This window comes from Sphingomonas sp. J315 (assembly GCF_024666595.1).
Classification (GTDB): Bacteria; Pseudomonadota; Alphaproteobacteria; order Sphingomonadales; family Sphingomonadaceae; genus Sphingomonas.
In genome coordinates this window covers 3346605-3371386 of sequence record NZ_CP088296.1, presented here as the reverse complement: position 1 = coordinate 3371386, position 24782 = coordinate 3346605, and the positions used below count along the sequence as shown (strand labels likewise).

Annotated in this window: 25 protein-coding genes and 2 pseudogenes; 14 read left to right on the top strand and 13 right to left on the bottom strand. The window is 65.8% G+C overall.

The genetic code is table 11. The features are described 5' to 3' along the window. Positions 1-5 precede the first annotated feature (5 nt). From ligA to LRS08_RS17200, 3 genes are all read left to right on the top strand, one after another. Positions 6-2138, top strand: coding sequence for an NAD-dependent DNA ligase LigA (ligA, locus tag LRS08_RS17210; protein WP_260481024.1), 2133 nt, complete (start codon positions 6-8; stop codon positions 2136-2138). A 133-nt stretch (positions 2139-2271) separates the two neighbouring features. Then, positions 2272-4839, top strand: a complete 2568-nt coding sequence (locus tag LRS08_RS17205; protein ID WP_257846012.1) for a TonB-dependent receptor — start codon at positions 2272-2274, stop codon at positions 4837-4839. A gap of 109 nt (positions 4840-4948) precedes the next feature. Further along, positions 4949-5539, top strand: coding sequence for a hypothetical protein (locus tag LRS08_RS17200; protein WP_257846013.1), 591 nt, complete (start codon positions 4949-4951; stop codon positions 5537-5539). On the opposite strand, the gene LRS08_RS17195 is transcribed toward LRS08_RS17200, so the two are convergent. The 6 genes from LRS08_RS17195 to LRS08_RS17170 form a co-directional block, all read right to left on the bottom strand. Then, positions 5536-5685: a hypothetical protein gene (locus tag LRS08_RS17195; RefSeq protein ID WP_260481023.1), complete on the bottom strand. Its 150-nt coding sequence runs from the start codon at positions 5683-5685 to the stop codon at positions 5536-5538. The two genes, LRS08_RS17200 and LRS08_RS17195, sit on opposite strands and share 4 nt — an antisense overlap. Next, positions 5682-5882 (bottom strand): hypothetical protein, encoded by a 201-nt coding sequence (locus tag LRS08_RS17190; protein WP_257846014.1) that lies wholly within the window; start codon positions 5880-5882, stop codon positions 5682-5684. Before LRS08_RS17190 ends, LRS08_RS17195 begins: the two co-directional genes overlap by 4 nt. A gap of 65 nt (positions 5883-5947) precedes the next feature. After that, positions 5948-6160 (bottom strand): cold-shock protein, encoded by a 213-nt coding sequence (locus LRS08_RS17185; protein WP_257846015.1) that lies wholly within the window; start codon positions 6158-6160, stop codon positions 5948-5950. 551 nt (positions 6161-6711) lie between these two features. Beyond that, positions 6712-7149: a type VI secretion system tube protein Hcp gene (locus LRS08_RS17180; RefSeq protein ID WP_257846016.1), complete on the bottom strand. Its 438-nt coding sequence runs from the start codon at positions 7147-7149 to the stop codon at positions 6712-6714. A 79-nt stretch (positions 7150-7228) separates the two neighbouring features. Beyond that, positions 7229-7495 carry a hypothetical protein gene (locus LRS08_RS17175; RefSeq protein WP_257846017.1) on the bottom strand — a complete coding sequence of 89 codons (267 nt, stop codon included), beginning with the start codon at positions 7493-7495 and terminating at the stop codon, positions 7229-7231. A 67-nt stretch (positions 7496-7562) separates the two neighbouring features. Next, the gene (locus LRS08_RS17170; RefSeq protein WP_257846018.1) at positions 7563-7958 is read right to left on the bottom strand and encodes a cupin domain-containing protein; all 396 of its coding nucleotides are present in this window, start codon (positions 7956-7958) and stop codon (positions 7563-7565) included. Between the two features lie 82 nt (positions 7959-8040). Between LRS08_RS17170 and LRS08_RS17165 the strand changes: the two genes are divergently transcribed. Then, complete coding sequence (locus LRS08_RS17165; RefSeq protein WP_257846019.1) at positions 8041-8274, top strand: DUF433 domain-containing protein; 234 nt, start codon at positions 8041-8043, stop codon at positions 8272-8274. Then, positions 8271-8594: a DUF5615 family PIN-like protein gene (locus LRS08_RS17160; protein WP_257846020.1), complete on the top strand. Its 324-nt coding sequence runs from the start codon at positions 8271-8273 to the stop codon at positions 8592-8594. The genes LRS08_RS17165 and LRS08_RS17160 overlap by 4 nt, the downstream gene beginning before the upstream one ends. 267 nt (positions 8595-8861) lie before the next feature. Here the strand turns inward: LRS08_RS17160 and LRS08_RS17155 are convergent, their stop codons facing one another. Genes LRS08_RS17155 through uvrA form a run of 3 tightly spaced genes read right to left on the bottom strand, consistent with a single transcriptional unit; the run spans position 8862 to position 13583 of the window. Then, positions 8862-9641, bottom strand: a complete 780-nt coding sequence (locus LRS08_RS17155; protein ID WP_374580018.1) for an IS5 family transposase — start codon at positions 9639-9641, stop codon at positions 8862-8864. 3 nt (positions 9642-9644) lie between these two features. Further along, positions 9645-10541 carry a DUF4238 domain-containing protein gene (locus tag LRS08_RS17150; protein ID WP_257846021.1) on the bottom strand — a complete coding sequence of 299 codons (897 nt, stop codon included), beginning with the start codon at positions 10539-10541 and terminating at the stop codon, positions 9645-9647. Between the two features lie 6 nt (positions 10542-10547). After that, positions 10548-13583 (bottom strand): excinuclease ABC subunit UvrA, encoded by a 3036-nt coding sequence (uvrA, locus tag LRS08_RS17145; RefSeq protein ID WP_260481022.1) that lies wholly within the window; start codon positions 13581-13583, stop codon positions 10548-10550. A gap of 352 nt (positions 13584-13935) precedes the next feature. On the opposite strand from uvrA, the gene LRS08_RS17140 reads away from it, so the two are divergent. Beyond that, complete coding sequence (locus LRS08_RS17140) at positions 13936-15504, top strand: hypothetical protein (protein WP_260481021.1); 1569 nt, start codon at positions 13936-13938, stop codon at positions 15502-15504. A 6-nt stretch (positions 15505-15510) separates the two neighbouring features. Here the strand turns inward: LRS08_RS17140 and LRS08_RS17135 are convergent. Next, positions 15511-15965: pseudogene (locus tag LRS08_RS17135) on the bottom strand (vgr related protein). A 53-nt stretch (positions 15966-16018) separates the two neighbouring features. On the opposite strand from LRS08_RS17135, the gene LRS08_RS17130 reads away from it, so the two are divergent. The 4 genes and pseudogenes from LRS08_RS17130 (at position 16019) to LRS08_RS17115 (ending at position 17978) form a co-directional block, all read left to right on the top strand. Next, complete coding sequence (locus tag LRS08_RS17130; protein WP_257846024.1) at positions 16019-16549, top strand: rRNA large subunit pseudouridine synthase E; 531 nt, start codon at positions 16019-16021, stop codon at positions 16547-16549. Positions 16550-16718: 169 nt separating this feature from the next. Continuing rightward, a pseudogene (locus tag LRS08_RS20370) lies at positions 16719-16874 on the top strand (PepSY domain-containing protein); the annotation flags it as partial. Position 16875: 1 nt separating this feature from the next. Continuing rightward, positions 16876-17790: a PepSY domain-containing protein gene (locus tag LRS08_RS17120; RefSeq protein WP_260481019.1), complete on the top strand. Its 915-nt coding sequence runs from the start codon at positions 16876-16878 to the stop codon at positions 17788-17790. Next, entirely contained in the window at positions 17787-17978 is a 192-nt protein-coding gene (locus LRS08_RS17115) for a hypothetical protein (RefSeq protein ID WP_257846026.1), read from the top strand. The genes LRS08_RS17120 and LRS08_RS17115 overlap by 4 nt, the downstream gene beginning before the upstream one ends. 42 nt (positions 17979-18020) lie before the next feature. Here the strand turns inward: LRS08_RS17115 and LRS08_RS17110 are convergent, their stop codons facing one another. Next, positions 18021-18449, bottom strand: coding sequence for a copper chaperone PCu(A)C (locus LRS08_RS17110; protein WP_257846027.1), 429 nt, complete (start codon positions 18447-18449; stop codon positions 18021-18023). 177 nt (positions 18450-18626) lie between these two features. Between LRS08_RS17110 and dnaK the strand changes: the two genes are divergently transcribed. The 3 genes from dnaK (at position 18627) to LRS08_RS17095 (ending at position 22013) form a co-directional block, all read left to right on the top strand. After that, the gene (gene dnaK, locus LRS08_RS17105; protein ID WP_260481018.1) at positions 18627-20537 is read left to right on the top strand and encodes a molecular chaperone DnaK; all 1911 of its coding nucleotides are present in this window, start codon (positions 18627-18629) and stop codon (positions 20535-20537) included. 68 nt (positions 20538-20605) lie between these two features. Beyond that, positions 20606-21721, top strand: coding sequence for a molecular chaperone DnaJ (dnaJ, locus tag LRS08_RS17100; RefSeq protein WP_260481017.1), 1116 nt, complete (start codon positions 20606-20608; stop codon positions 21719-21721). Between the two features lie 28 nt (positions 21722-21749). Further along, complete coding sequence (locus LRS08_RS17095) at positions 21750-22013, top strand: hypothetical protein (protein WP_257846029.1); 264 nt, start codon at positions 21750-21752, stop codon at positions 22011-22013. Positions 22014-22029: 16 nt separating this feature from the next. On the opposite strand, the gene LRS08_RS17090 is transcribed toward LRS08_RS17095, so the two are convergent. Next, positions 22030-22773: a sulfite exporter TauE/SafE family protein gene (locus LRS08_RS17090; protein ID WP_257846030.1), complete on the bottom strand. Its 744-nt coding sequence runs from the start codon at positions 22771-22773 to the stop codon at positions 22030-22032. Positions 22774-23849: 1076 nt separating this feature from the next. Then, complete coding sequence (locus LRS08_RS17085; RefSeq protein ID WP_257846031.1) at positions 23850-24284, bottom strand: cupin domain-containing protein; 435 nt, start codon at positions 24282-24284, stop codon at positions 23850-23852. A gap of 96 nt (positions 24285-24380) precedes the next feature. Here LRS08_RS17085 and LRS08_RS17080 point away from each other — a divergent pair, with 96 nt between their 5' ends. After that, entirely contained in the window at positions 24381-24707 is a 327-nt protein-coding gene (locus LRS08_RS17080) for a glycine zipper 2TM domain-containing protein (RefSeq protein ID WP_257846032.1), read from the top strand. Positions 24708-24782: the final 75 nt, after the last annotated feature.

The following is a 24782-nucleotide window of genomic DNA, read 5'->3' as shown; positions in this document are numbered from 1 at the left end:
GAGCCATGGACAAGCTCCCCGCCACCGAGATCGAAGCCGCCGCCGAACTGGAGGCGCTCGCCGCCGAGATTGCGCGGCACAATGCGCTGTATCACACCGAGGATTCGCCGGAGATCAGCGACGCGGCCTATGACGCGCTGGTGCGGCGCAATGCCGCGATCGAGGCGGCGTTTCCGCATCTGGTGCGCGCGGATTCGCCATCGAAGTCGGTCGGCGCAGCACCGGCCGGGCATCTCGCCAAGGTGCGGCATGCGCAGGCGATGATGAGCCTGGACAATGCGTTCAGCGACGATGAGGTGATCGAGTTCGTCGTGCGCGTGCGGCGGTTCCTCAAGCTGGGCGAGGGCGACAGGGTCGCGCTGACCGCGGAGCCGAAGATCGACGGTCTGTCCTGTTCGCTGCGCTATGAGAACCGCAGGCTGGTGCTCGCCGCGACGCGCGGCGATGGGCAGATGGGCGAGAACGTCACCGCCAATGCATTGACGATCGACGACATTCCGACAGAGTTGCCGGAAGGCGCGCCCGATGTGTTCGAGGTGCGCGGCGAGGTTTACATGGCGAAGGACGATTTCCTTGCGCTCAACGCCCGCCTCGCGGCAGAGGCCGAGGAGAGTGGTAAGGAGGCGCGCCAGTTCGCCAATCCGCGCAACGCCGCCGCCGGATCGCTGCGGCAAAAGGATGCGGTGGTGACCGCTGCGCGGCCGTTGCGCTTTCTGGCGCATGGCTGGGGCGAGACCAGCGCGCTGCCGGGTGAAACCCAGTTTGCTGTGATAAAGGCGATCGAAGGCTGGGGCTTTCCGGTCCACCCGCTCTTCGTCGAATGCGTGCAGGTCGAGCCGGCGCTGGCGCAATATCGCAAGATCGAGAAACTGCGCGCCGACCTGCCGTTCGACATCGACGGGGTGGTGTACAAGGTCGACCGGATCGACTGGCAGGAGCGACTGGGCAGCGTCGGGCGTGCGCCGCGCTGGGCGATTGCGCACAAATTCCCCGCCGAGCGCGCCGAGACCACGCTCAATGCGATCGACATCCAGGTCGGGCGGACGGGCAAACTGACCCCGGTCGCGCGGCTGGAGCCGGTGACCGTGGGTGGCGTGGTCGTCACCAACGCGACGCTGCACAACGCCGACGAGATCGCTCGGCTGGGCGTGCGTCCGGGCGACCGCGTCGTGCTTCAGCGGGCGGGCGACGTTATCCCGCAGATCGTCGAAAATCTGACGCGCGAGGTCGAGCGCCCGGCGTTTCTGTTCCCGACCCATTGTCCGATCTGCCAGTCCGAGGCGACGCGCGAGGAGGGCGAGGTCGATGTCCGCTGCACCGGCGGGCTGATCTGTCCGGCCCAGCGACTGGAACGGCTCAAGCATTTCGTCAGCCGCGGCGCGCTTGATATCGAGGGGCTGGGCGAGAAGACGATTTTCGAGTTTCTGGAACTCGGCTGGATCACCGAGCCCGCCGATATCTTCCGCCTCAGCCAGCACCGCGACGCGCTGCTCGGGCGCGAGGGGTGGAAGGAGAGATCGGTCGACAATTTGCTCGCCGCGATCGAGGCGAAGCGGGCGCCGGATGCCGCGCGGCTGCTGTTCGGGCTGGGCATCCGTCACATCGGCAGCATCACCGCGCGAGACCTGATGAAGCGGCTGACCACCCTCCCTGCCCTCGCCGCGCTCGCCGACGAGATCATCGCGCTGCGGGCGTCGTTCACGCCGGCGCTGGGCGAGCAGGAAACGAAGTTCCACGCACGCCGGGACAAGGCGATTGCCGAGCATATCGGGATCGAGAATGTCGGCGCCGCCGTCGGCCATGCGCTCGCCGACTTCTTCCACGAGCCGCACAACCGCGCGGTGTGGGACGATCTGCTCGCCGAGGTCGCCCCGCCCCCCTTCGTCGTCGAGGCGCGCGAATCGGAAGTGTCGGGCAAGACGATCGTGTTCACCGGATCGCTCGAGACGCTGAGTCGCGACGAGGCAAAGGCGCAGGCCGAGTCGTTGGGCGCACGGGTTTCCGGATCGGTGTCGTCGAAAACCGACCTGATCGTGGCCGGTCCAGGGGCCGGATCGAAGCTGAAAAAGGCCGCAGAACTGGGGATTTCGGTGATCGACGAAGCAGCCTGGAATGCGATTTTTGCTGCGGCGAGGTGATGCTTTTTGCAACGCACAATTCACTTGATACGATTGTAACAATACCGCAAAGAACGGTCCCCATGGGGCATCGCAAGACGGTGAACGACACCGCTCGCGCAGGCTTTGAACAGCCCATCCTAAGGGGACCAAAATGCGAAACCATCTGCTGATCGGCGCGGCTGTTGCTGCGCTTTCCTTCCCGGCTACGGCGTTCGCGCAGTCGACCGGTTCGGTCGATTTCGAAGAACAGGAAATCGTCATCACCGGCTCGAGCGTCTCGTCGGGCGTCGCCGGTATCATCGTTCCCGACACGTCCAAGGCGAAGGCCGAGCTGAGCGCCGAAGCGATTCAGCAGTCGGTTCCGGGCCAGTCGATCAACGAAGTGATCAACCGCCTGCCGGGCGTCAGCTTCCAGAACAATGACGCCTTCGGTTCGGCCGGCGGCACGATGACCATCCGCGGCTTCGATTCGACCCGCATCAGCCAGACCGTCGATGGTATTCCGCTGAACGATTCGGGCAACTATGCGCTCTATTTCAGCCAGCAGATGGATATCGAGCTGATCGAGCGAGTCAGCGTCAACCTCGGCACCACCGACGTCGACTCGCCGACTGCGGCGGCAACCGGTTCGACCGTCAACTACCGCACGCGCGTCCCGGGCGAAGAGTTCGGTGCCAAGCTGGTCGGTTCGGTCGGCGAATATGGCTTCTTCCGCGTGTTCGGGATGGTCGATTCGGGCAATTTGACCTCGTCGGGTCTGCGCGCGTTCATCTCTGCCAGCAACCTGACCAGCACGACGACCTTCTACCGCGAAGGCAAGATCGACCGTCAGCAGTATAACGCGCGTCTGTATCAGCCGCTCGGCGACAATGGCGACTTCATCTCGATCGCCGGCACCTATGACGTGAACCGCAAGAATTTCTTCGGCTCGGTCGCGCTGCGCAACGATCTCGCCACGCCGACCCCGGCGCGGTTCCCGCAGTCGAAGGCCGAGCGTTTCTACTCGATCGCACCCTGCCTCATCGCAGTCGGTCGCCCCGGGATCGCCGACACGGCGAATAGCTGCGGTTCGGAATTCGATCGCCGCATCAACCCGTCGAACACCGGCAACATTCGCGGCGCATCGCGCTTCACTCTGGCTGACAATCTGGTGCTGAGCATCGATCCGTCGTTCCAGGTGGTGAAGGCGAATGGCGGCGGCACTGCGACCGCGCGTGAAGGCACGTTCAATGCCGGCGGCACCCAGATCGTCGGCTATATCGGCGGTTCGCCCTATTATGGTCGCGACCTCAACGGTGACGGCGACCTGCTCGATCAGGTCCGCGTCCTCGCGCCCAGCCAGACCCAGACCCAGCGTATTGGCGTGATCAGCTCGCTGCGTTGGGAGATGGACGACAGCAACATCTTCCGCCTCGCCTATTCGTATGACCGTGCGCGTCACCGTCAGACGGGCGAGACCAACATGCTGCAGGCCAATGGTGCCACCGCCGATCCGTTCCCGATCAACGACCCTCTGCTCGACCGCAACGATCGCGTTCTGCAGAAGCGCGACCGCCTGTCGTTCGCGATCCTGCACCAGATCGCGGGTGAGTATCGCGGCGAGTTCGGTGACCTGACCGTCAATGTCGGCCTGCGCCTGCCGTTCATGCGCCGCAACCTGACCAACTATTGCGCCACGTCGTCGGCGTCGGGTTTTGTCGAGTGCTTTACCGGCGACACGGCAGCCCAGACCGCGTGGCTCGCGTTCCGCCCGACCCAGACGGTTCCGGGCGTGGGCACGTTCCCGACCCAAGGTCCGCAGCAGCGCATCTTCAACTACAAGAAGGTGCTGCCCAACATCGGTCTCGTCTATGACCTGACGTCGAACATCTCGGCGTTCGGCAATTTCTCGCAGGGTCTGCAGGCGCCGGGTACGGACAATCTGTACAACAGCTTCTACTTCCCGACGACGGCCGACCAGGCGCAACCGCGTCCGGAAAAGACCGACAATTTCGACCTCGGCATGCGCTATCGCTCGTCGAAGGTCCACGCCCAGGTCGTCGGCTGGTACACCAACTACACCGATCGTCTGGCTTCGGCCTACGACCCCGAGCTGGACCGTACCGTCTATCGCAACCTTGGCACTGTGAAGAAGTACGGCATCGACGCCAACATCAGCTGGCAGCCGATTTCCGCACTGAGCGTCTATGCCTTTGGTTCGCTGCTCGAATCGGAGATCAAGGACAATGTCCTGCTCGCGACCCGCACCAACGGGACGCAGGTCTTTGCTCCGACCGCCGGCAAGCGTGAAGCGGGTGCCCCGACCTACACCTTCGGTGCCGGCTTCAATGCCGATGCCGGTCCGGTGGCGTTCGGCGCGAACGTGAAGCGCACTGGTTCGCGTTACGTGTTCGACGACAATACGGCGATCACGACGGGCCAGATCACGTCGGCCGGTGTTGACAGCCGCGTCCAGATCTATCCGGCAAAGACCCCGGCCTACACGCTGGTCGACCTGCATGCGCGGGTGAAGATGGACTGGGCCGGTCTCGGTGAGAAGACCTACTTCCAGTTCAACGTCATGAACCTGTTTGACGAACTCTATGTCGGTGGCTTCTCCGGCAACCTGTCGAGCATCGGGTTCAACGCAACGACCCAGGCGATCACCTCGTCGAGCGCTCCGTTCGTTCAGATCGGTTATCCGCGGACGGTCATGGGCTCGCTGGTCGTCGGCTTCTGATCGACGCCCACAGCTGACTGGAAACACCGCCGTCCCGGGCAACCGGGGCGGCGGTTTTCTTTTGGGTTGAGCGGGTTAAGCTGGTCCCGACAATTAGGAGAGCGCAGCGATGACACCGTTCGAGCTGGTATTCGCGGTCTATGGATTGTTGCTGGGGCTCGCCATTGCCGAGGTTCTGGGCGGATTTGCCCGGGTGCTGAAGCTCAAGCGCGGCGGGAAGGCGGTGCGGGTCGGGTGGCTGACGCCGTTGCTGGGCATCGTCGTCATCCTGGACCTCACCTCATTCTGGCTGCTGGCCTGGGAGGCGCAGCCGCAGATCGGGGCGAATTACCTGACTTTGGTCAGCGTGCTGGCGATCGTCGGGATCTATTATCTCGCGGCGTCGCTGATCTTTCCGGATGAGCCGGCCGACTGGCCCGATTTCGACCTGTGGTACGACCGGCAGAACCGGATGGTGATCGGCGGGTTGCTGGCGGCGAATGTCGGCAGCTGGATCGGGTCGATCGGGCTGGAATTCGTCGTGGCGTCGCCGGAGGAGACATTCTCCGGGACCGGGGACGCGGTGGAGGTGCTGGCCTCGCTCGGCGTGCTGATCCTGCTGCTGGTGCTGCTGCGGGTCAACGGACGGCGGACCAATGCGGTGTTGCTGGCGGCGGTCAGCCTGTTGCTGCTAACCGCGGGGATTGCCGAGCTGTTCTAGCCGATCACTTCGAGGACGGCGGCGCGGGCCACTGCGGCGGCGCGGAGGTCGTCGGCGGTGCGCCGGGCGAGGAAGGTGAGCGGCGGACGCGCCGACCGCTGATGATGGGTAAGAGTCTGGTACTTAGCGAAAAAAATCGACTTCACTGGGTATCCTGTCTGGGTGTTACATTCGCCTCGCGCACGGCGCGGGCAGTGTCGGTGCGTTCCTGGCGATCGGCCATGGCGAGCCATGCAGCCTCGGCGCGCAAATTGCGCTCACGGACATTGTCGAGCGTCGCGGAATCGGCATCGGCGCGGCATTTCGCCGCATTGTCACGATAGGTCAGCGTCTGGGCAGCCATCCGGCACCTCCTTTTTGCTGGTAGTTTCGGGCGGCGCACGCTCGGCGCGCGCCGCCCGGCACGAATTAGTCGACAGCCTGGAGGTTCACCGCAGCCATCTTGCCGCGCTTGTCCTGCTCCAGCTCGTAGCTGACGCGCTGATCCTGGTTCAGCGTCGCCATGCCGGCGCGCTCAACCGCGGAGATGTGCACGAAAGCGTCGCCGCCGCCGTTGTCGGGGGCGATGAAGCCATAGCCCTTGTCCGCATTGAAGAATTTGACGGTGCCGTTGATGCTCATTGGATACTTCCTTCTGCTATCGGCGCGCCCCGTGTGGGCGGACCTCGCGCTGCGGAGGCAGGGAAAGAAGGAAGAAGGGGCCGCAAAGCACCGAAGACCGTCGATTTGCGACTGTAGCAGCCCCCCATATGCGCCCAATGCCCGGAATTTACAAGGGCAGGCCGCGGAATGGCAGGCGGCGGCACCCCCTGCCTCCCCCGGATTGCCGGTTTCGCGGGGTGACAGGCTTCCGACCAAGCTGACGAACATGGGGGTGTTTCGGGGCGAAACGACCGGAATGCGACCGCGACGGGACGGGTTTGCGCCAGCGTCGCGACACCTGCGCGACGCAGGGGCGACACAGGGCCGACAAGGGCGCGACTGGCGCGCGATCGCGACGCGACTGGCTGACACAAGCGACGCGACACCTGTGCGACACTCGAACGACGGGCACGCGACCGGCGGGTCGGGCGCAGCGATGCGGCTGGATCATGGGCGGTCCCTTCGATGACGAGAGGACCATCCAGATATGTCGGAACGGGGGCTGTAGGAAAGCCCCCTCCCCCGCCGTTTCAGCGCATCTCGATCTTAGAGAAGTTGAGGCTGATCTGTTCGGCGCCGCAATCGGTGACCGTGGCGTCGAGGATCGCGCCGGTACGACCGGTCTTGTCGTTGCGGATCGGCAGGCGGGGGAGCCGCTGGCCGACCTTGCACCCGCGCCAGGCGGGAACGGCGGCGGTCAGCACTCGCGCCTTCTGAACGGCGGGAAGCAGCAGGCCGGCGGGGACGGGGTCGCTGCCGCTGGCGATGCGGCGGTCGCCAGCAGCACCCCTGGCGGTCGCGAGGCTGACCGAGGCGATCTCGATCCACTCCTTGTGCTCACCGCCGGCGGCGCTGCCATCGACGCCGTCGAACTTGATGTACCAGGCGGCGGCGGCGGGGACTGCGGTGGCGAGCAGGACCGCGAGGGTGGCGGCAATGCTGGACTTGCGGGAACGGATATGGGGCATGGGGGCGACTCCAGATCGTGATGATTGGAGTGATAGTCTAGATTGATACTCTAGTAAAGCGTGGCGTGGCGAGCAGCCCCTATTCGTTGTTGAGCGGCCAGCGGCTGTGGCGGGCGCGGTCGCCGAGGTCGATCAGCGCTTCGTTGGGATCGTGGCGGCGCGTGGTGGAAAGGCCGTCGGCGCGCGGCGCGCTTTCCTCCCACGCGGTGTGGGGGCGCTCCTTTGCCCTTGCCTCACGATAGCTGGCGTCGCGCACGCGCTTCATGCGGCGCCACAGCAGGGGCATGGCGATGAACGGGAAGGCGATGCCGCCGAGGATGATCAGCAGTGCGAGCAGGTCGGTCATCAGGGTCCCCCTTCCCTCCTTGTGCGGCGATGAGAGCGTAGCGCGGCGTGCGGCGCAAGGGCGCGGATCAGCGCGGGCGGTGGTCGGTGCCGGCGCCGGGGGTGATGAAGATCGCGGTGGCGGTGGTGCCGGGGGGCACGTCCGCCGTGTGCCACACGCCGGGCGGGTTGATCGCATAGTCGCCGGGGGTGAGGGTTTCGCGGGTGGTGGTGCCATCGGGCAGTTCCTGCACCAGCGTCATTTCCCCTGCGGTGCAGATGACCAGCTCCGCACCGTGCGGGTGGACTTCCCAGGAGGTCCAGCTTTCGGTGAAGCTGTATTGCGAGACGAGGCGGCCCTCGATCCCGTCGGCGGCGTGGCGTTGTTCGTAGCCGGCGTACCAGGCCATGCCGTCGAAGGGGGGTTCGACGGTGGCGGTGGCGTTTAGGCCGAGATGGGCGAATTGGGTTTCGAGGTGGGGCATGGGGAAAGGTTAGCTTGGCGAGGTATGGGATGCCAGAGCGGCAGAACTTGCGATTTTCGCATATTCGGCACATCTTGATGTGATGACGCTCGCAGGCTTCTCGCGCATCTCGGTGGACCCGCTGGTCTGTGGCGGGCGTCCGGTGGTAACCGGAACGCGCGTTCGGGTGAAGGACGTGTTGGAGATGCTGGCGGGCGGCGCGACCCCGGCGGAGATCGCTGCCGACTTCCCCTATCTGAGCGAGGATGATGTGCGCGCTGTGCTGGCCTATGCGGCGGCGCAGGCGGACCATCCGGTAGTGCTCGCCGCCGAATGAAGTTCCTGATCGATGCGCAATTGCCGCCCGCCTTGGGCGGGTGGCTGCGCGCTCGTGGGCATGAAGCGGTTCATGTGGCCGAGATCGGCATGATCGCGGCGAGCGATGTTGAGATCGCGGCGCGGGCGGAAGCGGACGGTGCCGTGCTGGTCAGCAAAGACGAAGACTTCGTGACGCTGCGGCTGCCGGATCGGTTCGCGTTTCTATGGCTGAGGTGTGGGAATGCGAGCAATCGGGCACTGGTGGCTTGGCTGGAGCCGCGGTGGAGCCAGATCCAGACGCTACTCAGTAACCGCGAACGCTTTATCGAAGCTCGATAAGCTATGAAACGGTATGTCAGGCTACACCCGTCGGCGCATTACGCCCCCTGCCTCTGGCGGCACCGTAGCGCGACGCATGTACCCCATACCCGAGCCATTGCTGTAACCGAAAGCTGGTGTCTTGAAGGGGAGCAATTTCGGCCAACGCAACGGACGGGGATGCTGCTGCGATGTCCAGATGACGGACGCTCCGTCAGGTAAAAGTTCATCCGACTCTCGGAATATCCGACCATGCTCATTCTCGTCTACCTGCACTAGGGTCGGGACTCATAACCACCATGTGACGGCTGCGGCGAGGTAGATGGCGCTGAGGAAGTTGGTGGCGAGCTTGTCGTAGCGGGTGGCGATGCGGCGATAATCCTTGAGGCGGCAGAACATGCGCTCGACGGCGTTGCGGCCCTTGTAGAGCGTCTTGGAGAAGCAGCTTTTCCAGCGGCGGTTCGTCTTGGAGGGGATGTTCGGAACGGCACCCTGCCGCTCGATCAGGTCGCGGATCGCATTGCTGTCGTAAGCCTTGTCCGCGAGCACGATGGTGCGCGGCGCGAGATCATCGAGCAACACATCGGCTGCGCGGCAGTCGGCGACCTGGCCACCGGTCAGCAGGAAGCGGAGCGGCCGACCTTCGCCGTCGGTGAGCGCGTGGAGCTTGCTGTTGCGGCCGCCCCGGCTGATCCCGATCGCCTGGACGAGCGCCCCCCCTTTTCCACCGCCCGCGGAGCGGTGCGCCTTCATATGCGTGCTGTCGATCAGGACCTCGGCGGGCGGCCCGCCTGCTGCCGCGAGCGTGACGAACAGCTCCTGCCACACACCCTTTGCCGCCCAGCGCACGAACCGGTTGTAGAGCGTCTTCCTCGGCCCGTAGCAGGCCGGCGCGTCGACCCAGCGCCCGCCCGACTTCACCACATGAATGATGCCGCTGATCACCCGCCGATCATCGACCCGCGCCACACCGCGCACCTTGTCCGGCAGCAGCGGACGAAGCCGCTCGAACTGGGCTTCACTCAACCAAAACTCGCTCAAATCCACGCTCCTGCTGGCGCAGCGCATGAATCACATCCCAGCCGCCAAGGGAATCCCGTTTATGGGTCCCGACCCTAGGACTTTACCTCGTTCCCAGTGGGCTATCCGCGCGCTTTCGACTTGCTGAAAATGATCGTGCGAGAAATCATCTGGCGAGCAGAAGTAAACGTTTTCTCGGGCTTTCAGAAAGATCAAATCGTTGAAGGCTCTAACATCAGATACTTGGCTGCATGTGACCCACTGTGGACTGCGTTTACGCGGAGCATAAACGTCGCCGTCATAAAGCAGCATCGCGACTTTGGGTGACAACGGGAGAGAGAAGATCGTCCCTGCGCTGCCTAACCCGAAGTTGCTATCGCCAACGCGCAGAAAATATAGGCGATTGGTCATCACCACTGGATCGTCACAGGTCAAAAAATTCTCAGACGATCTGTTATCGAGCAAGACGAATTTCAGATCATCAAGGTGCGGTCTAAGTTGAAGCGCAAAATTGATGCCATCGCGTGCCAAGGCCGTATCCGACATATCCATGCCAGCCAGAAACTCACTGTCGATAGGAATATCCGCGAGAGCGGTCGTTAGTGAGAAGTGAGCCCGCATGCGCGCCGCATGAGCTTCGGTTCGCATGTATTGGATGATCGCGAAAAACCTACAAAATACGTCGATGCCTTCGATAAGTCGGGGAGGGCAAGCGAGTATGCCACGGGTAATCCACTCAGCGTATCGCCCTTCAATTTCACTCAAATGAAACTCGAGTTCATCACGGCCATAGAGGAAATCTCGAGCGCATTGGCTTTTGATCGGAGCGCCCTTTATCACCTTTCGCTGCCTGATATTGAAGAGACTGATCGTCTTCTGCCCAGCGCTCTCAGCGAAGTTGCGTAGATAGCACTTAGGAACATAGTGGTGTGAGCGGTTCGCACCCATACCTCTCTACTCCGCCGCCACCTCAGCCCGCTCCTTCACCCCACCCCGCTCCAGCAACGGCGCAAGATACTTCCCCGTATAGCTGCGCGGCTCCTTCGCCACTGCCTCCGGCGTGCCCTCGGCGACGATCTCGCCGCCCTTGACGCCGCCTTCGGGGCCGAGGTCGAGGATCCAGTCGGCGGTCTTGATGACATCGAGGTTATGTTCGATCACCACCACGGTGTTGCCCTGTTCGACCAGCGCGTGGAGCACCTCCAGCAGCTTGCGGACGTCCTCGAAATGCAGACCCGTGGTGGGTTCGTCGAGGATGTAGAGCGTCTGGCCGGTGGCGCGGCGGCTGAGTTCCTTGGCGAGTTTGACGCGCTGGGCTTCGCCGCCGGACAGGGTCGTGGCCTGTTGGCCGACCTTGATATAGCCGAGGCCGACTTCGGCCAGCATCGCCATCTTGTCGCGGATCGGGGGGACGGCCTTGAAGAACTCCACCGCATCCTCGACCGTCATGTCGAGCACGTCGGCGATGCTGCGCCCCTTGAACTTCACCTCCAGCGTTTCGCGGTTGTAGCGCTGGCCGTGGCATACGTCGCAGGTGACGTAGACGTCGGGCAGGAAGTGCATTTCGATCTTGAGCAGGCCGTCGCCGGTGCAGGCCTCGCACCGCCCGCCCTTGACGTTGAAGCTGAACCGGCCGGGCTTGTAGCCGCGCACCTGAGCCTCGGGCAGCCCGGCGAACCAGTCGCGGATGTTGGTGAAGGCGCCGGTATAGGTCGCGGGGTTGGAGCGCGGGGTGCGGCCGATCGGCGACTGATCGATGTCGATCACCTTGTCGAGATGATCGAGGCCGGTGATCCGGTCATGCTTGCCCGCGAGCATGCGCGCGCCGTTGAGGTGACGCGCGGCGGCGGCGTAGAGCGTGTCGATGGTGAAGCTCGACTTGCCCGAGCCGGACACGCCGGTGATGCAGGTGAAGGTGCCGAGCGGGATCGACGCGGTGACGCCGGTGAGGTTGTTGGCGGTGGCGTTGTGGACGGTCAGCTTCTTGCCATTGCCCTTGCGGCGCTTGGCGGGGAGCGGGACTTCGCGGCGGCCGGCGAGATAGTCGGCGGTGATGGAGTCGGTGCAGGCGAGCACCTGTTCGAACGTCCCCTGTGCGACGACCTCGCCGCCATGGACGCCCGCGCCCGGCCCCATGTCGATGACGTAATCGGCGCTGCGGATCGCGTCCTCGTCATGTTCGACCACCAGCACGGTGTTGCCGAGATCGCGGAGCCGCCGGAGGGTGACGAGCAGCATGTCGTTGTCGCGCTGATGCAGGCCGATGCTGGGTTCGTCGAGGACGTAGAGGACGCCGGACAGGCCGCTGCCGATCTGTGACGCGAGGCGGATGCGCTGGCTCTCCCCGCCCGACAGCGTGCCGCTGGTGCGATCGAGGTTGAGGTAATCGAGGCCGACATTGTTGAGGAAGCCGAGGCGTTCGTCGATTTCCTTGAGGATCGCGCGGGCGATCTCCTGCTGCTGGCCGGTGAGCGCGGCGGGAAGCGTCTGGAAGAACGGGACCGCGTCGGCGACCGACAGGCGGGTGACGCTGGAGATGTCGCGGCCCGCGATCTTGACCGCCAGCGCCTCCGGCTTGAGGCGCGCGCCGTGGCAGGTCTCGCACGGGTGCGCGGCCTGGTATTTGGACAGTTCCTCGCGCATCCAGGCGCTTTCGGTCTGGAGCATGCGGCGGTTGAGGTTGCCGATGACGCCCTCGAACGGCTTCTTCACGTCGTAGCTCTTGCGGCCGTCGATGAAGGTGAGCGTGACCGGACGCCCGCCGGTGCCGTGGAGGATGATCAGCTGGACCTCGCCGGGCAGGTCCTTCCACGGGGTGTCGAGGGAGAAGCCGAATTCGCGGGCGAGGCTGCCGAGCACCTGCATGTAATAGGGGCTGGGCGGATTGGACTTGGCCCAGGGGACGACCGCACCCTTCTTGATGCTCAGCTCATGGTTGGGGACGACGAGGTCTTCGTCGAACACCAGCTTTTCGCCGAGGCCGTCGCACGCCGGGCACGCGCCCTGCGGGGCGTTGAAGGAGAACAGGCGCGGTTCGATCTCGGCGATGGTGAAGCCGCTGACAGGACAGGCGAAGCGTTCGGAGAAGACGATGCGGTTGGGCGGCAGACCGGTGCCCTTCATCTTGCCATCCGTCACCCCGGCGAAAGCCGGGGTCTCTGACGGCAGCGCGCCTTCGCTGGAGGCCCCAGCTTTCGCTGGGGCGACGTCGTGGGTGAAGCTCTGCGGCGCTTCGTTTACGCGGTTGTTGGCGAGCGCGTCGACCGTGGTGTCCACCAGATCGACGAAGGCCAGCCCGTCCGCCAGCTTCAGCGCCGTCTCGAAGCTCTCCGCGAGGCGCGTGGCGATGTCGTCGCGGACCACCAGGCGGTCCACGACCACCTCGATGTCATGCTTGTACTTCTTGTCGAGCGCGGGGGCTTCCTCGATCAGATAGGTTTCGCCGTCGATGCGGACGCGCTGGAAACCGGCCTTTTGCCACTCGGCGAGTTCCTTGCGATACTCGCCCTTGCGGCCGCGCACGACGGGGGCGAGGAGCAGCAGGCGGGTGCCTTCGGGGAGCGCGAGGACGCGGTCGACCATCTGGCTGACAGTCTGCGCCGCGATGGGCAGACCGGTGGCGGGGCTGTAGGGGATGCCGACGCGCGCCCACAGCAGGCGCATATAATCGTAGATCTCGGTCACCGTCGCGACGGTCGAGCGCGGGTTGCGGCTGGTCGTCTTCTGCTCGATGCTGATCGCGGGGCTGAGGCCATCGATATGCTCGACATCGGGCTTCTGCATCATCTCGAGGAACTGGCGCGCATAGGCGCTCAGGCTCTCGACATAGCGCCGCTGCCCCTCGGCATAGATGGTATCGAAGGCGAGGCTGGATTTGCCGCTGCCCGACAGGCCGGTGATGACCGTCAGCGTGTCGCGCGGAATGTCGATGTCCACGCCCTTGAGGTTATGCTCGCGCGCGCCGCGGACGGAAATGTGAGTCAGTGCCATGCCGGGAGTTCTAGCTTTGTTCTTGAGGGGAAGCTAGGGGGGAGATAGGGGCGCGGGCGGCGGGTTGCGAGGGGGGGGGGCACCAGCAAAGCTGGTTGATGTGCGTTCGGGGTTCATTGGCCTGGTGACGCGCAAGCCGGGGTGAGAGCGCGGGTGCAACGGGCCTACGGTTCCGGCTTCACAGACTGGGTCAGGGCGGTCTTCTTACATTTTCAGTTGGCGTCCATCCCCCCAATTCCATCCACCCGCCGTTCATACCGACTCGCCGACTATCGCGGCATGGACTTTGGGAGCGGAACGATGCGGCGTGTGCGTGGAGTGAGCCTGGCGGCGATGGCGCTGGTGCTGGCGGGTGGGGGGTGTCGGTTCGGCTTCGACGGCGGGTGCGCCTGCTCCCGCCGCCAATGCCCCTTCCCCCGCCGCGCAGGCCGGATGGCGGGCGGATGCTGGCGATTATTACTGGATCGACGCCGCCGATGGCTTGCTGGAGGCGATCGGCGATGCGCCGCCGGACTTCACCTTTGGCTTCGGGCGCGGGGATGCGTGGGGCTGGGAGTTGCAGACCGGGCATCTGGTGCTGGCTGAGACCGACGAGGATGGCGCGATGCGCTATTATTATTTCGAGCCGGATGCGGATGCACCGTTCCTGGTGCAGGAGGCGCGGCGCTCATTCGCCTATCAGGGGCAGCGGCTGGCGCTGGTCTATGACAGCGGCGGTGCGGCCTTGTCCCCGCGCGAGAGCGACATGTGGGACGATCGGGCCGCCGAATTGTATGAGCGCGGCATCGATCTGCGCGAGGCTGCGGACGGCGAGGAGCAATGGGACGCGGTCGACGCCGGATGGTGGGCGGGCCAGATCGCGACGGTGATCGAATGGCGGCTGCGCTGGGAAACCGGGCGGATGCGGCATCCGGGCTGGCAGCGCTGGCGCAGCGGGGCGGACGGCGTGCGCTGGCGCTTGCGGCTGGAGCGCGAGCGCGAGCGGCGGCGGCTGGACGGCGATCGCTTTCGCCGCTGGCAGCGCGACGATTTTCGTGGGGCCCCGCCGCGCTTTGACGGACCGGGTCGACCGGGTCGTCCCGGGCTGGGCGTGCGTCCGCCATGGCGCGACCGCGATGGCCGACCGGGAGCCGGTCGACCCGGCGGCGGGCGGCCGGAGAGTGGACGGCCCGGAGTTGGACGCCCGGGCGGGCGGCCGGAGGGCGGCCAGAGTGGCGCGGGACGTCCCGGCGGTGGTCGGCCCGAGGCTGGTCGGCCCGGTGCCGGACGTCCGGGTGGTGGACGGCCCGAGGGTGGCCAGACTGGCGCGGGACGTCCCGGCGGACAGCGGCCGGACGGAGGGCGGCCGGGCATGACCCCATCGCCGGCGCCGACTCCCGCGCCGGTGCCGCCGGTCGCGGTGCAACCTGCCCCAACCCCTGCCCCGCCACCCGTTGCGACACCGCGTCCGCCCCGCCCCGGTGCCGGGCGACCCGAAGGCGATCGCCCCGGCCAGTGGCGTCGCCGGATGCCCGAGGGTGCGGTGCCGCGGGAAAGTGGCCCGCAGGGTCCGGTCCGCATCACGCCGCAGCCCGGCACGGTGCCGCAAACTTCGCCCCAGCCGCGCCCGCAATGGCGACCGCAGCCGCAGCCTCAGGCCCAGCCCCAGCCGCGCCCGCAATGGCGACCGCAGCCGCAGCCTCAGGCCCAGCCCCAGCCGCGCCCGCAATGGCGACCGCAACCGCAACCGCAGCCTCAATCCCAGCCTCAGGCTCAACCCCAGCCGCGCCCGCAATATACCCCGCCACAGCGCCCGCAGGCCGCGCCGCCCCCGGTTCGGGTCGCACCTCCACCGCCACCGCCGCCGCCGCCGCCGGCACCGACGCGGCCGACCGAGCCGGTACGCCTGCCCAGCGACAATGCGGCCGAACGACCGCAATAATTCGGCTCAGTCCGGCGTGAAGGGCAGGATACCGCGATAGTGCGCGGCGGGCGGCGCGCCGGGGATGGTCGCGCCGCGACCGAGCAGGAAGACGTGGCGGACGATCTCTGCCTGCTGCTCGATCCCGTAGCGGTCGAGCGTCCAGCCGGGCTTGAGCGCGTAATCGTAGCGGCAGAACGGGTGGCGGCGCAGGGGCAGGAAGATGCCCTGCTGATGCTGCCAGACATGGGTCATCTCATGGATGAAATGGCCCTGGAGCGAGAGGGGGCGCTCGCGAAATCGTCGCGGTAATTGCCGCCCCTGGGATGGAAATGGATGCAACCGCGCGGGGCCATGGTGACGCCGCGCGGCTGAAAGAAGATCCATTTGCGATTGGCGATGGCGGCGGCGGCATAGTCGATCGCATCGCCGAAGATGCTGCGCGCCAAGGCGATCTCTCCGGGGGGTGAGCGGGCGGCGATGGGTCATCGCGGCTGAGGTGGAACGTGGGGACGGTTATGTCTAGACCCTCCCCATGCTGATCCTGTTCAACAAGCCCTGGGGCGTGCTCTCGCAATTCACCGACGAGGGGAGCGGGCATCCGACGCTGGCGGACTATATCGACGTGCCGGGGGTATATCCCGCCGGGCGGCTGGATCGCGACAGCGAAGGGTTGTTGCTGCTGACCGATGACGGGCGGTTGCAGGCGCGGATCGCCGACCCGAAGCACAAGGTGGCCAAAACCTATTGGGCGCAGGTCGAGGGCGAGCCGGATGACGCCGCGCTGGCGGCGCTGCGCAGCGGAGTGCGATTGAAGGACGGGATGACCCGCCCGGCGCTGGCCGAGCGGATCGACCCGCCCGCGATCTGGCCGCGCGACCCGCCGGTGCGGTTCCGCAAGAGCGTCCCCGATTGCTGGATCGCGCTGACCATCGCCGAAGGGCGTAACCGGCAGGTGCGGCGCATGACCGCAGCGGTCGGCCATCCGACGTTGCGGCTGGTGCGCTGGCGCGTGGGCGACTGGACGCTGGATGACGTCGCGCCGGGGACATGGCGAAGCGCGTAAGCGGATTGCAATTGCGAATGCCTCGCATTGACGTGCAGCGTGGCGCGGGTTAGGCGCTTGCTTCCTCCACGCCCTCCCAGGATCGCCGCTCTCCGTGACCCGCTCGACGATCAAGACCTGGTTCCTGATCCACAAGTGGAGCAGCATCGTGTCGACGGCGTTCCTGCTGATGCTGTGCGTCACCGGACTGCCGCTGATCTTTCACGACGAGATCGAGGCGCTGACTGAACGCGATGCGGCCACGGCGATGCAGGGCATGCCGTCGGCGCAGGGCGGCGTGCCGCTCGACAGCCTGATCGCCAAGGCGGTGGCGCAGGGCGGTGGGGGTGCCGTTGTTCATCGGGTTCAGCCAGGACAATCCGATCATCACCGTGACCGTCGGACCGACGCCCGATGCGCCGGGATCGGCGATGCGGCTATTCTCGTACGACCGCACCACCGGTGCGAGCGCGGGGGAGATCAAGGAAGAGGGCGTGATGCACTTCCTGCTGCAGCTACATACCGATATGTTCCTGGGGCTGCCGGGGATGTTGTTTCTGGGCGTGATGGGCGGACTGTTCATCCTCGCGATCGCGTCGGGTGTGGTCCTCTACGTCCCGTTCATGCGGCGGTTGCCGTTCGGAACGCTGCGCAAGTCGCGGAGCGCGCGGGTGCGGCGGCTCGACACGCATAACCTGCTCGGCGTGGTGACGCTGGGTTGGGCGCTGGTGGTCGGACTGACCGGGGTGATCAATGCCTTTGCCGACCCGCTGACCGACAGCTGGCGCGAGGGCGAGCTGAAGGCGATGGTCGCCGCGCGCGGTGCGGACCAGCCGCTCACCCCCGCTGACTACGGATCGGTCGACAAGGCGATGACGGCCGCCAAGGCGGCTTTGCCCGGCGTGTCGCCGCAGTTTATCGGCTTTCCCGGCGGCGCATGGAGCAGCGGGCGGCATTATGCGATCTTCTTTCAGGGCGATACGCCGCTGACCAGCCATGTGCTGACCCCCGCGCTGGTCGATGCCGAAACCGGCACGCTGACCGACACCGCGGCAATGCCTGCGCTCAACCAGGCGCTGATGCTGTCCAAGCCGCTGCATTTCGGCGACTATGGCGGGATCGCGCTCAAGATGCTGTGGGCGATCCTGACGCTGGCGACGATCTGGGTGCTGTGGACCGGGCTGCAATTGTGGTTGGGCAAGGGCGCGCGGAACACCGAGCGGGCGGTGGACGAAATCGTTCATGCCGGATCGGCGCTGTGAGCGCGTCGCGCCGCATCGGACCGCGTGGAGCGGGCAGCGTGCTGGCAGCCCCGGTGTTTCTGCTCGTCACGAGCCTGGCTGGCCTCGTCCTGGGCCTTACCGGCGACGGATGGCGCGACATCGCCGCGTCGCTCCTGCTCGCCCTCCCCGTGCTGACCTTTCTGCGCGGCTGGCTGCGCCGCTCCTGACCCTGGACAATTAGATAGACAATTAAGGCACCCGCCGCCCGATTACTTCTCCTGCCCGGGCGCGCGCAGTTCGGCTTCGACCTCGACCGTCTTGCCATTGGCGAAAGCGAGGCGCAGCGGGATCTTGCCGCCGGCGCGGATTTCGGGCGAGAGGTCGTAGAGCATGACATGCTTGCCGCCCGGTTCGAACTTGACCGTGCCGCCGGCGGGGATGGCAACGTCCTTGATCGGGGCCATCGTCATCATGCCGCCCTCATGCTTCATTTCGTGCAGCTCGGTCCGCACCGCCGCAGGGGAAGAAACGCCGAGCAGGCTGGTCGCCTCATTCCCGCCCTTGACCGTGAAATAGGCCGCGCCCGGACGGCTCGACACCGCGGGCAGGCGGACCCAGGCGTCCTCGACGCCAAGTTGTGCCTGCTCACATCCCGCCAGCGCCACCGCCGCCGCCATGACCGTCACCAAAGACCGCATCGTCGAAACTCCTTCTCCCGATTCTGGGAACATCCGTGAAATTCCTAGGTGCGCCACGCTCTTGCGGCAAGGCGCGGCACTCCTATATCCCGCCTAGCGAAGGCCGCGTTGCCGCTTCAGGGGCGCGGTAACGCACTGGTTTAACATGATTTAGCATACGGGGGCCTTAGAGGACTCATGGGTAAGGTTATCGGAATCGATCTCGGCACGACCAACAGCTGCGTGGCAGTGATGGAGGGCGGCAAGCCCAAGGTGATCGAGAATGCGGAAGGCGCACGCACCACGCCGTCCATCGTCGCATTCGCCAAGGATGGCGAGCGACTGATCGGCCAGCCGGCCAAGCGCCAGGCGGTCACGAACCCCGACAACACCGTCTTTGCGGTCAAGCGCCTGATCGGCCGCCGCTTTGACGATCCCATTACCAAGAAGGACACCGAGCTGGTCCCCTACACGATCGTGAAGGGTGCGAACGGCGACGCATGGGTCAAGGCGGGCGGCGAGGATTATTCGCCCAGCCAGATCAGCGCCTTCATCCTGCAGAAGATGAAGGAAACCGCCGAATCCTACCTCGGCGAGACCGTGACGCAGGCCGTCATCACCGTCCCGGCTTACTTCAACGACGCCCAGCGTCAGGCGACCAAGGACGCGGGCAAGATCGCGGGCCTGGAAGTGCTGCGCATCATCAACGAGCCGACCGCGGCGGCGCTCGCCTATGGCCTCGAGAAGGACAACAACAAGACCATCGCGGTCTATGACCTTGGCGGCGGCACGTTCGACATCTCGATTCTCGAGATCGGCGACGGCGTGTTCGAGGTGAAGGCGACCAATGGCGACACCTTCCTGGGCGGCGAGGATTTCGATTCCAAGCTGGTCCAGTATTTCGCCGACGAGTTCAAGAAGGCCGAAGGCATCGACCTGACCAAGGACAAGCTGGCGCTCCAGCGTCTGAAGGAAGCGGCCGAGAAGGCGAAGATCGAGCTGTCGTCGGCGCAGACGACCGAGGTCAACCTGCCCTTCATCACCGCCGATCAGAATGGCCCCAAGCACCTCGTCAAGACGCTGTCGCGCGCGGAGCTGGAGCGGCTGGTCGACGAGCTGATCACCCGCACGCTCGACCCGTGCCGCAAGGCGATGTCGGACGCGGGCGTGAAGGCTGCGCAGATCGACGAAGTGGTGCTGGTCGGCGGCATGACCCGCATGCCCAAGGTGCGCCAGGTCGTGAAGGAATTCTTCGGCAAGGAGCCGCATACCGGCGTCAACCCCGATGAGGTGGTGGCGATCGGCGCGGCGATCCAGGCCGGCGTGCTGCAGGGCGACGTCAAGGACGTGCTGCTGCTCGACGTGACCCCGCTGTCGCTGGGCATCGAGACGCTGGGTGGCGTGTTCACCCGCATGATCGACCGCAACACGACGATCCCGACCAAGAAGAGCCAGGTCTATTCGACTGCCGATGACAATCAGCAGGCGGTGACGATCCGCGTCTTCCAGGGCGAGCGCGAAATGGCGGCGGACAACAAGCTGCTGGGTCAGTTCGACCTGGTCGGCATCCCCCCCGCCCCGCGCGGCGTGCCGCAGATCGAGGTGATTTTCGATATCGACGCCAACGGCCTGGTCAACGTGTCGGCCAAGGACAAGGGCACCGGCAAGGAGCAGCAGATCCGCATCCAGGCCAGCGGTGGCCTGTCGGACAGCGACATCGACCAGATGGTGCGCGACGCCGAGAAGTTCGCCGAGGAGGACAAGGCGCGTCGCGCCGCCGCCGAGGCGAAGAACAATGCCGAATCGCTGATCCACACCACCGAACGCCAGCTCGCCGAAAATGGCGACAAGGTCGACGACGCTCTGAAGGGCGAAATCCAGTCGGCGATCGACGCGGCCAAGGCGGCAGTCGAGAGCGGCGACGCGGACGCGATGAACGAGAAGAGCCAGGCCCTCGCGCAGGTCGCGATGAAGCTGGGTCAGGCGATCTACGAGAAGCAGCAGCAGTCGGAGGCTTCGCCTGCGGCCGATGCTGGTGCGGCGAATGCGGCGGACGGCGAAGAAGTCGTCGACGCCGAATTCTCCGAGGTGGACGACAACAAGGCGTAATTTGTGCTCGCCCCCGCCCCTTTCACTCCCAAGGAAAGGCGGCGGGGGAACGGGCGGGGGCCGCGTGAATGACCACCCAGATTGACTATTACGAACTGCTCGGCGTTTCGCGCGATGCAGACGATGCGACGATCAAATCGGCGTTTCGCAAGCTGGCGATCCAGTGCCACCCCGACAAGCATGGCGGGTGCAAGGATCAGGAAGCCAAGTTCAAGGCGATCAACGAAGCCTATGACTGCCTGAAGGACCCGCAGAAGCGCGCGGCCTATGACCGGTTCGGCCATGCCGGGCCGGGCGGCATGGGCGGCGGTGGCGGACAGGGCTTCGACGCCTTTTCCGATATCTTCAGATCCATGTTCGGCGAGTTCATGGGCGGGCGCGGCGGTGGCGGTGGCCAGCGCCAGGCGCGCGGCGCCGACCTGCGCTACGACATGGAAATCAGCCTGGAAGACGCCTTCCACGGCAAGGCGACCGACATCACCATTGACGTGTCTGGCCCGTGCGAGCCATGCGGCGGCACCGGCGCGTCGCCGGGGACGATGGCCAAGCGCTGCACCACCTGTGCCGGACACGGCAAGGTGCGCGCGCAGCAGGGCTTTTTCGTGGTCGAGCGGACCTGTCCGTCGTGCCACGGCGCGGGACAGACGATCGCCGATCCGTGCCGCAACTGCCGCGGCGAGGGTCGCGTCGACAAGACGGTGACGCTGAACGTCAACATCCCGCCGGGCGTCGACGAAGGCACCCGCATCCGCATGGCAGGTCAGGGCGAGGCGGGCGCGCGCGGTGCGCCTCCGGGCGACCTCTACATCTTCCTGCACGTCAAGCCGCATGCGATCTTCGAACGTGAGGGCACGACCCTGTTCGCGCGCGCGCCGATCAGCTTCACCACGGCGGCGCTGGGCGGCGAGATCGAGATTCCGGGGCCGGACGGCGAGCTGCACAAGGTCCACCTCCACCCCGGCACGCAGAGCGGGCGCGAGGTGCGCCAGCGCGGCGCAGGCATGCCCGTGCTACAGGGACGCGGTCGCGGCGACCTGGTGGTGCGGATCGAGGTCGAGATCCCGACCAAGCTGTCGGGCGAACAACGCGCACTGCTCGAACAGTTCCGCGCGCTGGAGACGGGCGAGGAATGCCCGATCTCGACCGGGTTCTTCGACAAGCTGAAGAAGGCAGTGGGGGGCTGAACGCCCGATCGCACGGGAGGCTGTAGCAATGCGGACGACGATCGCGACACTGCTGATCGTGGCAGGAACCGCGACCGCCGTCGCAAGCCAATCCAGCGCCTCATCAGGCAAGTCCGTGGCGCTCAAGCCGGTCGAGAAGGGATCAAAGACGCTCGTTCAGACCTGCCCGGTCGTGCGCGGCGCGGACCGGCAAACGCCGCGCGTTCGCAAATGCCGTAGCCCGCGCGAGCTCGCGGCATGCAAGGCGAGCAATCCCACGCCGAAAATCGCCTGCACCCTGCGAAAGCGTTGAGCCGACGCTCCCGTGCTCAATACACCCCGAACAGCTTCGCGCTGGCGACCAGCAGGACGACGCCCAAGGCGCGCAGGATCCACTTTTGCGGTAGCTTGATGCCGAGCGTGGTGCCGATCAGGCCGCCCGCGAGGACCGCGACGCCGTAGAGCGGGAGTTCGGGGGGCAGGCTGCCGACCGACGCGAAATTGCCGGCAAGTCCTGCGGCGGAATTGGCCAGGATGAATATCGCGACCACGCCCGACGCCGGCTTGGGTGCGGACCAGGCGCAGAACAGCAGCAGCGGCGAGAGGAAGATGCCGCCGCCGGTGCCGGTCAACCCCGCGAGCAGACCGAGACCAACGCCGGCGAGGATCGCGAGCCAGATCGGCGGATCATGCCATTCGCGCTCGGCCTTCATGTCGCCCGGCCACAGCATCCGTGCTGCGGCAAAGAGCAGGATCACGCCGATCGAAGGCTGGTAGAGTTCGGGGGCGATCTCGATCATCCCGCCGACGAATGCCGCAGGTAACGCACCGACAAGGAAAGGCCAGAGCGTGCGCCAACGGAACAGCCCGGCGCGAGTGTAGCGGATCGATCCGAGGCTCGCGACGATCAGGTTGAGGACCAGCGCGGTGGGCCGCATCGTCGCGACCGGTACGCTGAACAGCGCCATCAGCGCGATGTACGATGACGCCCCGCCATGGCCGACGGTGGAATAGAGCAACGCGCCGAAGAACATCGCGGCGGCAAGGGCGACGTGGAGGGTGTCGAAGGCCATCGGAATAGAGGCGTAACGACCACGTTGGCGCAGTCCAGCCCCCTTTCTTCGTCACCCCGGACTTGTTCCGGGGTCCACCGGGAAGCAGGAGGCGATAGCGTCGGAAGTGCGGCGGCGTGGACGCCGACACGAGGGCCGGAGTGACGGGGCGTTGCGGGAGGGTATTGCTCTCTCTTCGCTTGCGGAAGTTGGGAGAGGAGCCTGTCGCCTCGGGCGCGTCGCCAATGGGCGAATCCCCCTCTCCCCGCAAGCGGAGAGAGGGAGCGGAACGCAACCGCACTGTGCGCACTCCGCACCCCAAAACCAAAAGGGGGCCGGCGTTTCCGCCAGCCCCCCGGTGTCGCCATCCGCTCGCTGCCCATCCGGGAGACGGGTGCGCCGCAGCGGCGGCAAGCATGGTTCCACTACCGGCAAGGGACGTGGAGCCGTGCGTCCCAACGTCCGCCAGGCGTCCGTTGGCCGGTCACCGGGACGGGGGCGGCTCCGAAGAGCTGCGTTCCCGCCTCGATGTCCTTGCGATCCCATCCTGCCTTGCGGCGCTCCGGCATCGCGATCCGGTCATCAAGACAATAGGATCCCGAAGGGTCGTTTCGCTCGATGGCCTCGCGTCGGTCCTGTTGCCCGAAGGCTTCGTTTCCGTCGCGGCTTTGGCTGCATCTTCCCGACCTTGCCCGAAGGCACTGTCGCTCCGCTGCAACCCGCTCCACCCGGTCCGAAGACGGGCTTTGCGTCCGGGCTTCCGGTCTGTTCCCGCCGCCCGAGGGCATTGGTCCCGTCCCTTCCGCCTGTCATCCCCGGCACGAGGCCGAAGGATGCCATCGGACGCCTGTCCGTTTCGTTCCCGCAAAGCCGATGCGAACATCGCCTTCACGGTTTCCCGGGGTGGCGTCCCCGTCCCGATCTTCGTGGTTTCCCGAAGGCACCTGCGACAATCGAGCCGTGACAAGCAGTTGATTCTGCCTTGGTTTCCCGCCGCGTCCTCATCTGCCCGCCCAGTGATGCTGTCACGATTTGCGAGTCGGACGAAGCGCAGATCGACCGTTACCACCTGTGGATAACGTGGATCGCGGGAATGGTTAGCGGCTGGAGGGCGACCACCGGGGCGGGGCAAGCTCGAATCCCGCAAATTCGAAGCCGGGGACAACGACGCAGCTGACCAGCGCCCAGCCGCGATGCGCGTCGGCCGCCTGCCAGCGATTCATCGGCACCCGCGCCTGGGGCTGGTAGCCAGCGACCACATCGCCGCCAAGCAGGATGGTCTCCGGATTGGCATCGCGCTCGTGTGCAATCATCAGGTCGAGCGGCGATCCGGCGTGCCACAGCCACAGTTCGTCGGCATCGACCCGGTGCCAGTGTGACCGCTGACCCTGTTCCAGCAGGAACAGGATTGCCGTGCCGGGTGAGCGACCGCCATCCACAAGTGATTGAGAACGCCAAGTTTCCCGATACCAAGCGCCCTCCGGATGGGGTGCGAGATCGAGGCGTTCGATGAGGTTGCGGGCTTCCTGCATGCCAGATGAACTGCCCGAAATGTTGCGTTCATGAAACCCTGTCCGAAACCCCGGCGTTCTTGGCGGACAGAGTTCAGGTAGAGATGGAGAAATATGATGCGTAATCTGATGCTGGCGCTGGGCGCCGCTTCGCTGGCCGTCCCGGCCACTTCGATGCTGCCGGTGACGTCGAGCGACGCGCAGGCGCAGAGCAGCAAGAAGCGCTACAGCTATCGCGAGTGGAAGGGCCGTGACGGCCGCCGCTATTGCCGCAAGCCCGATGGCACGACCGGTCTGGTCATCGGTGGCGTCGCCGGTGCACTGGTGGGCCGTTCGATCGACACCCGCGGCGACCGCACGGTCGGTACGCTGCTCGGTGCAGCCGCCGGCGCAGTGGCGGGTCGCGAGATCGAACGCAGCGGCAGCCGCAAGCGCTGTCGCTAACCTCGCAACATCGCGAACAAATGATCGGGGCGCGGGATATTTCCGCGCCCCGTTTCGTTGGCAGGACATCGCGGG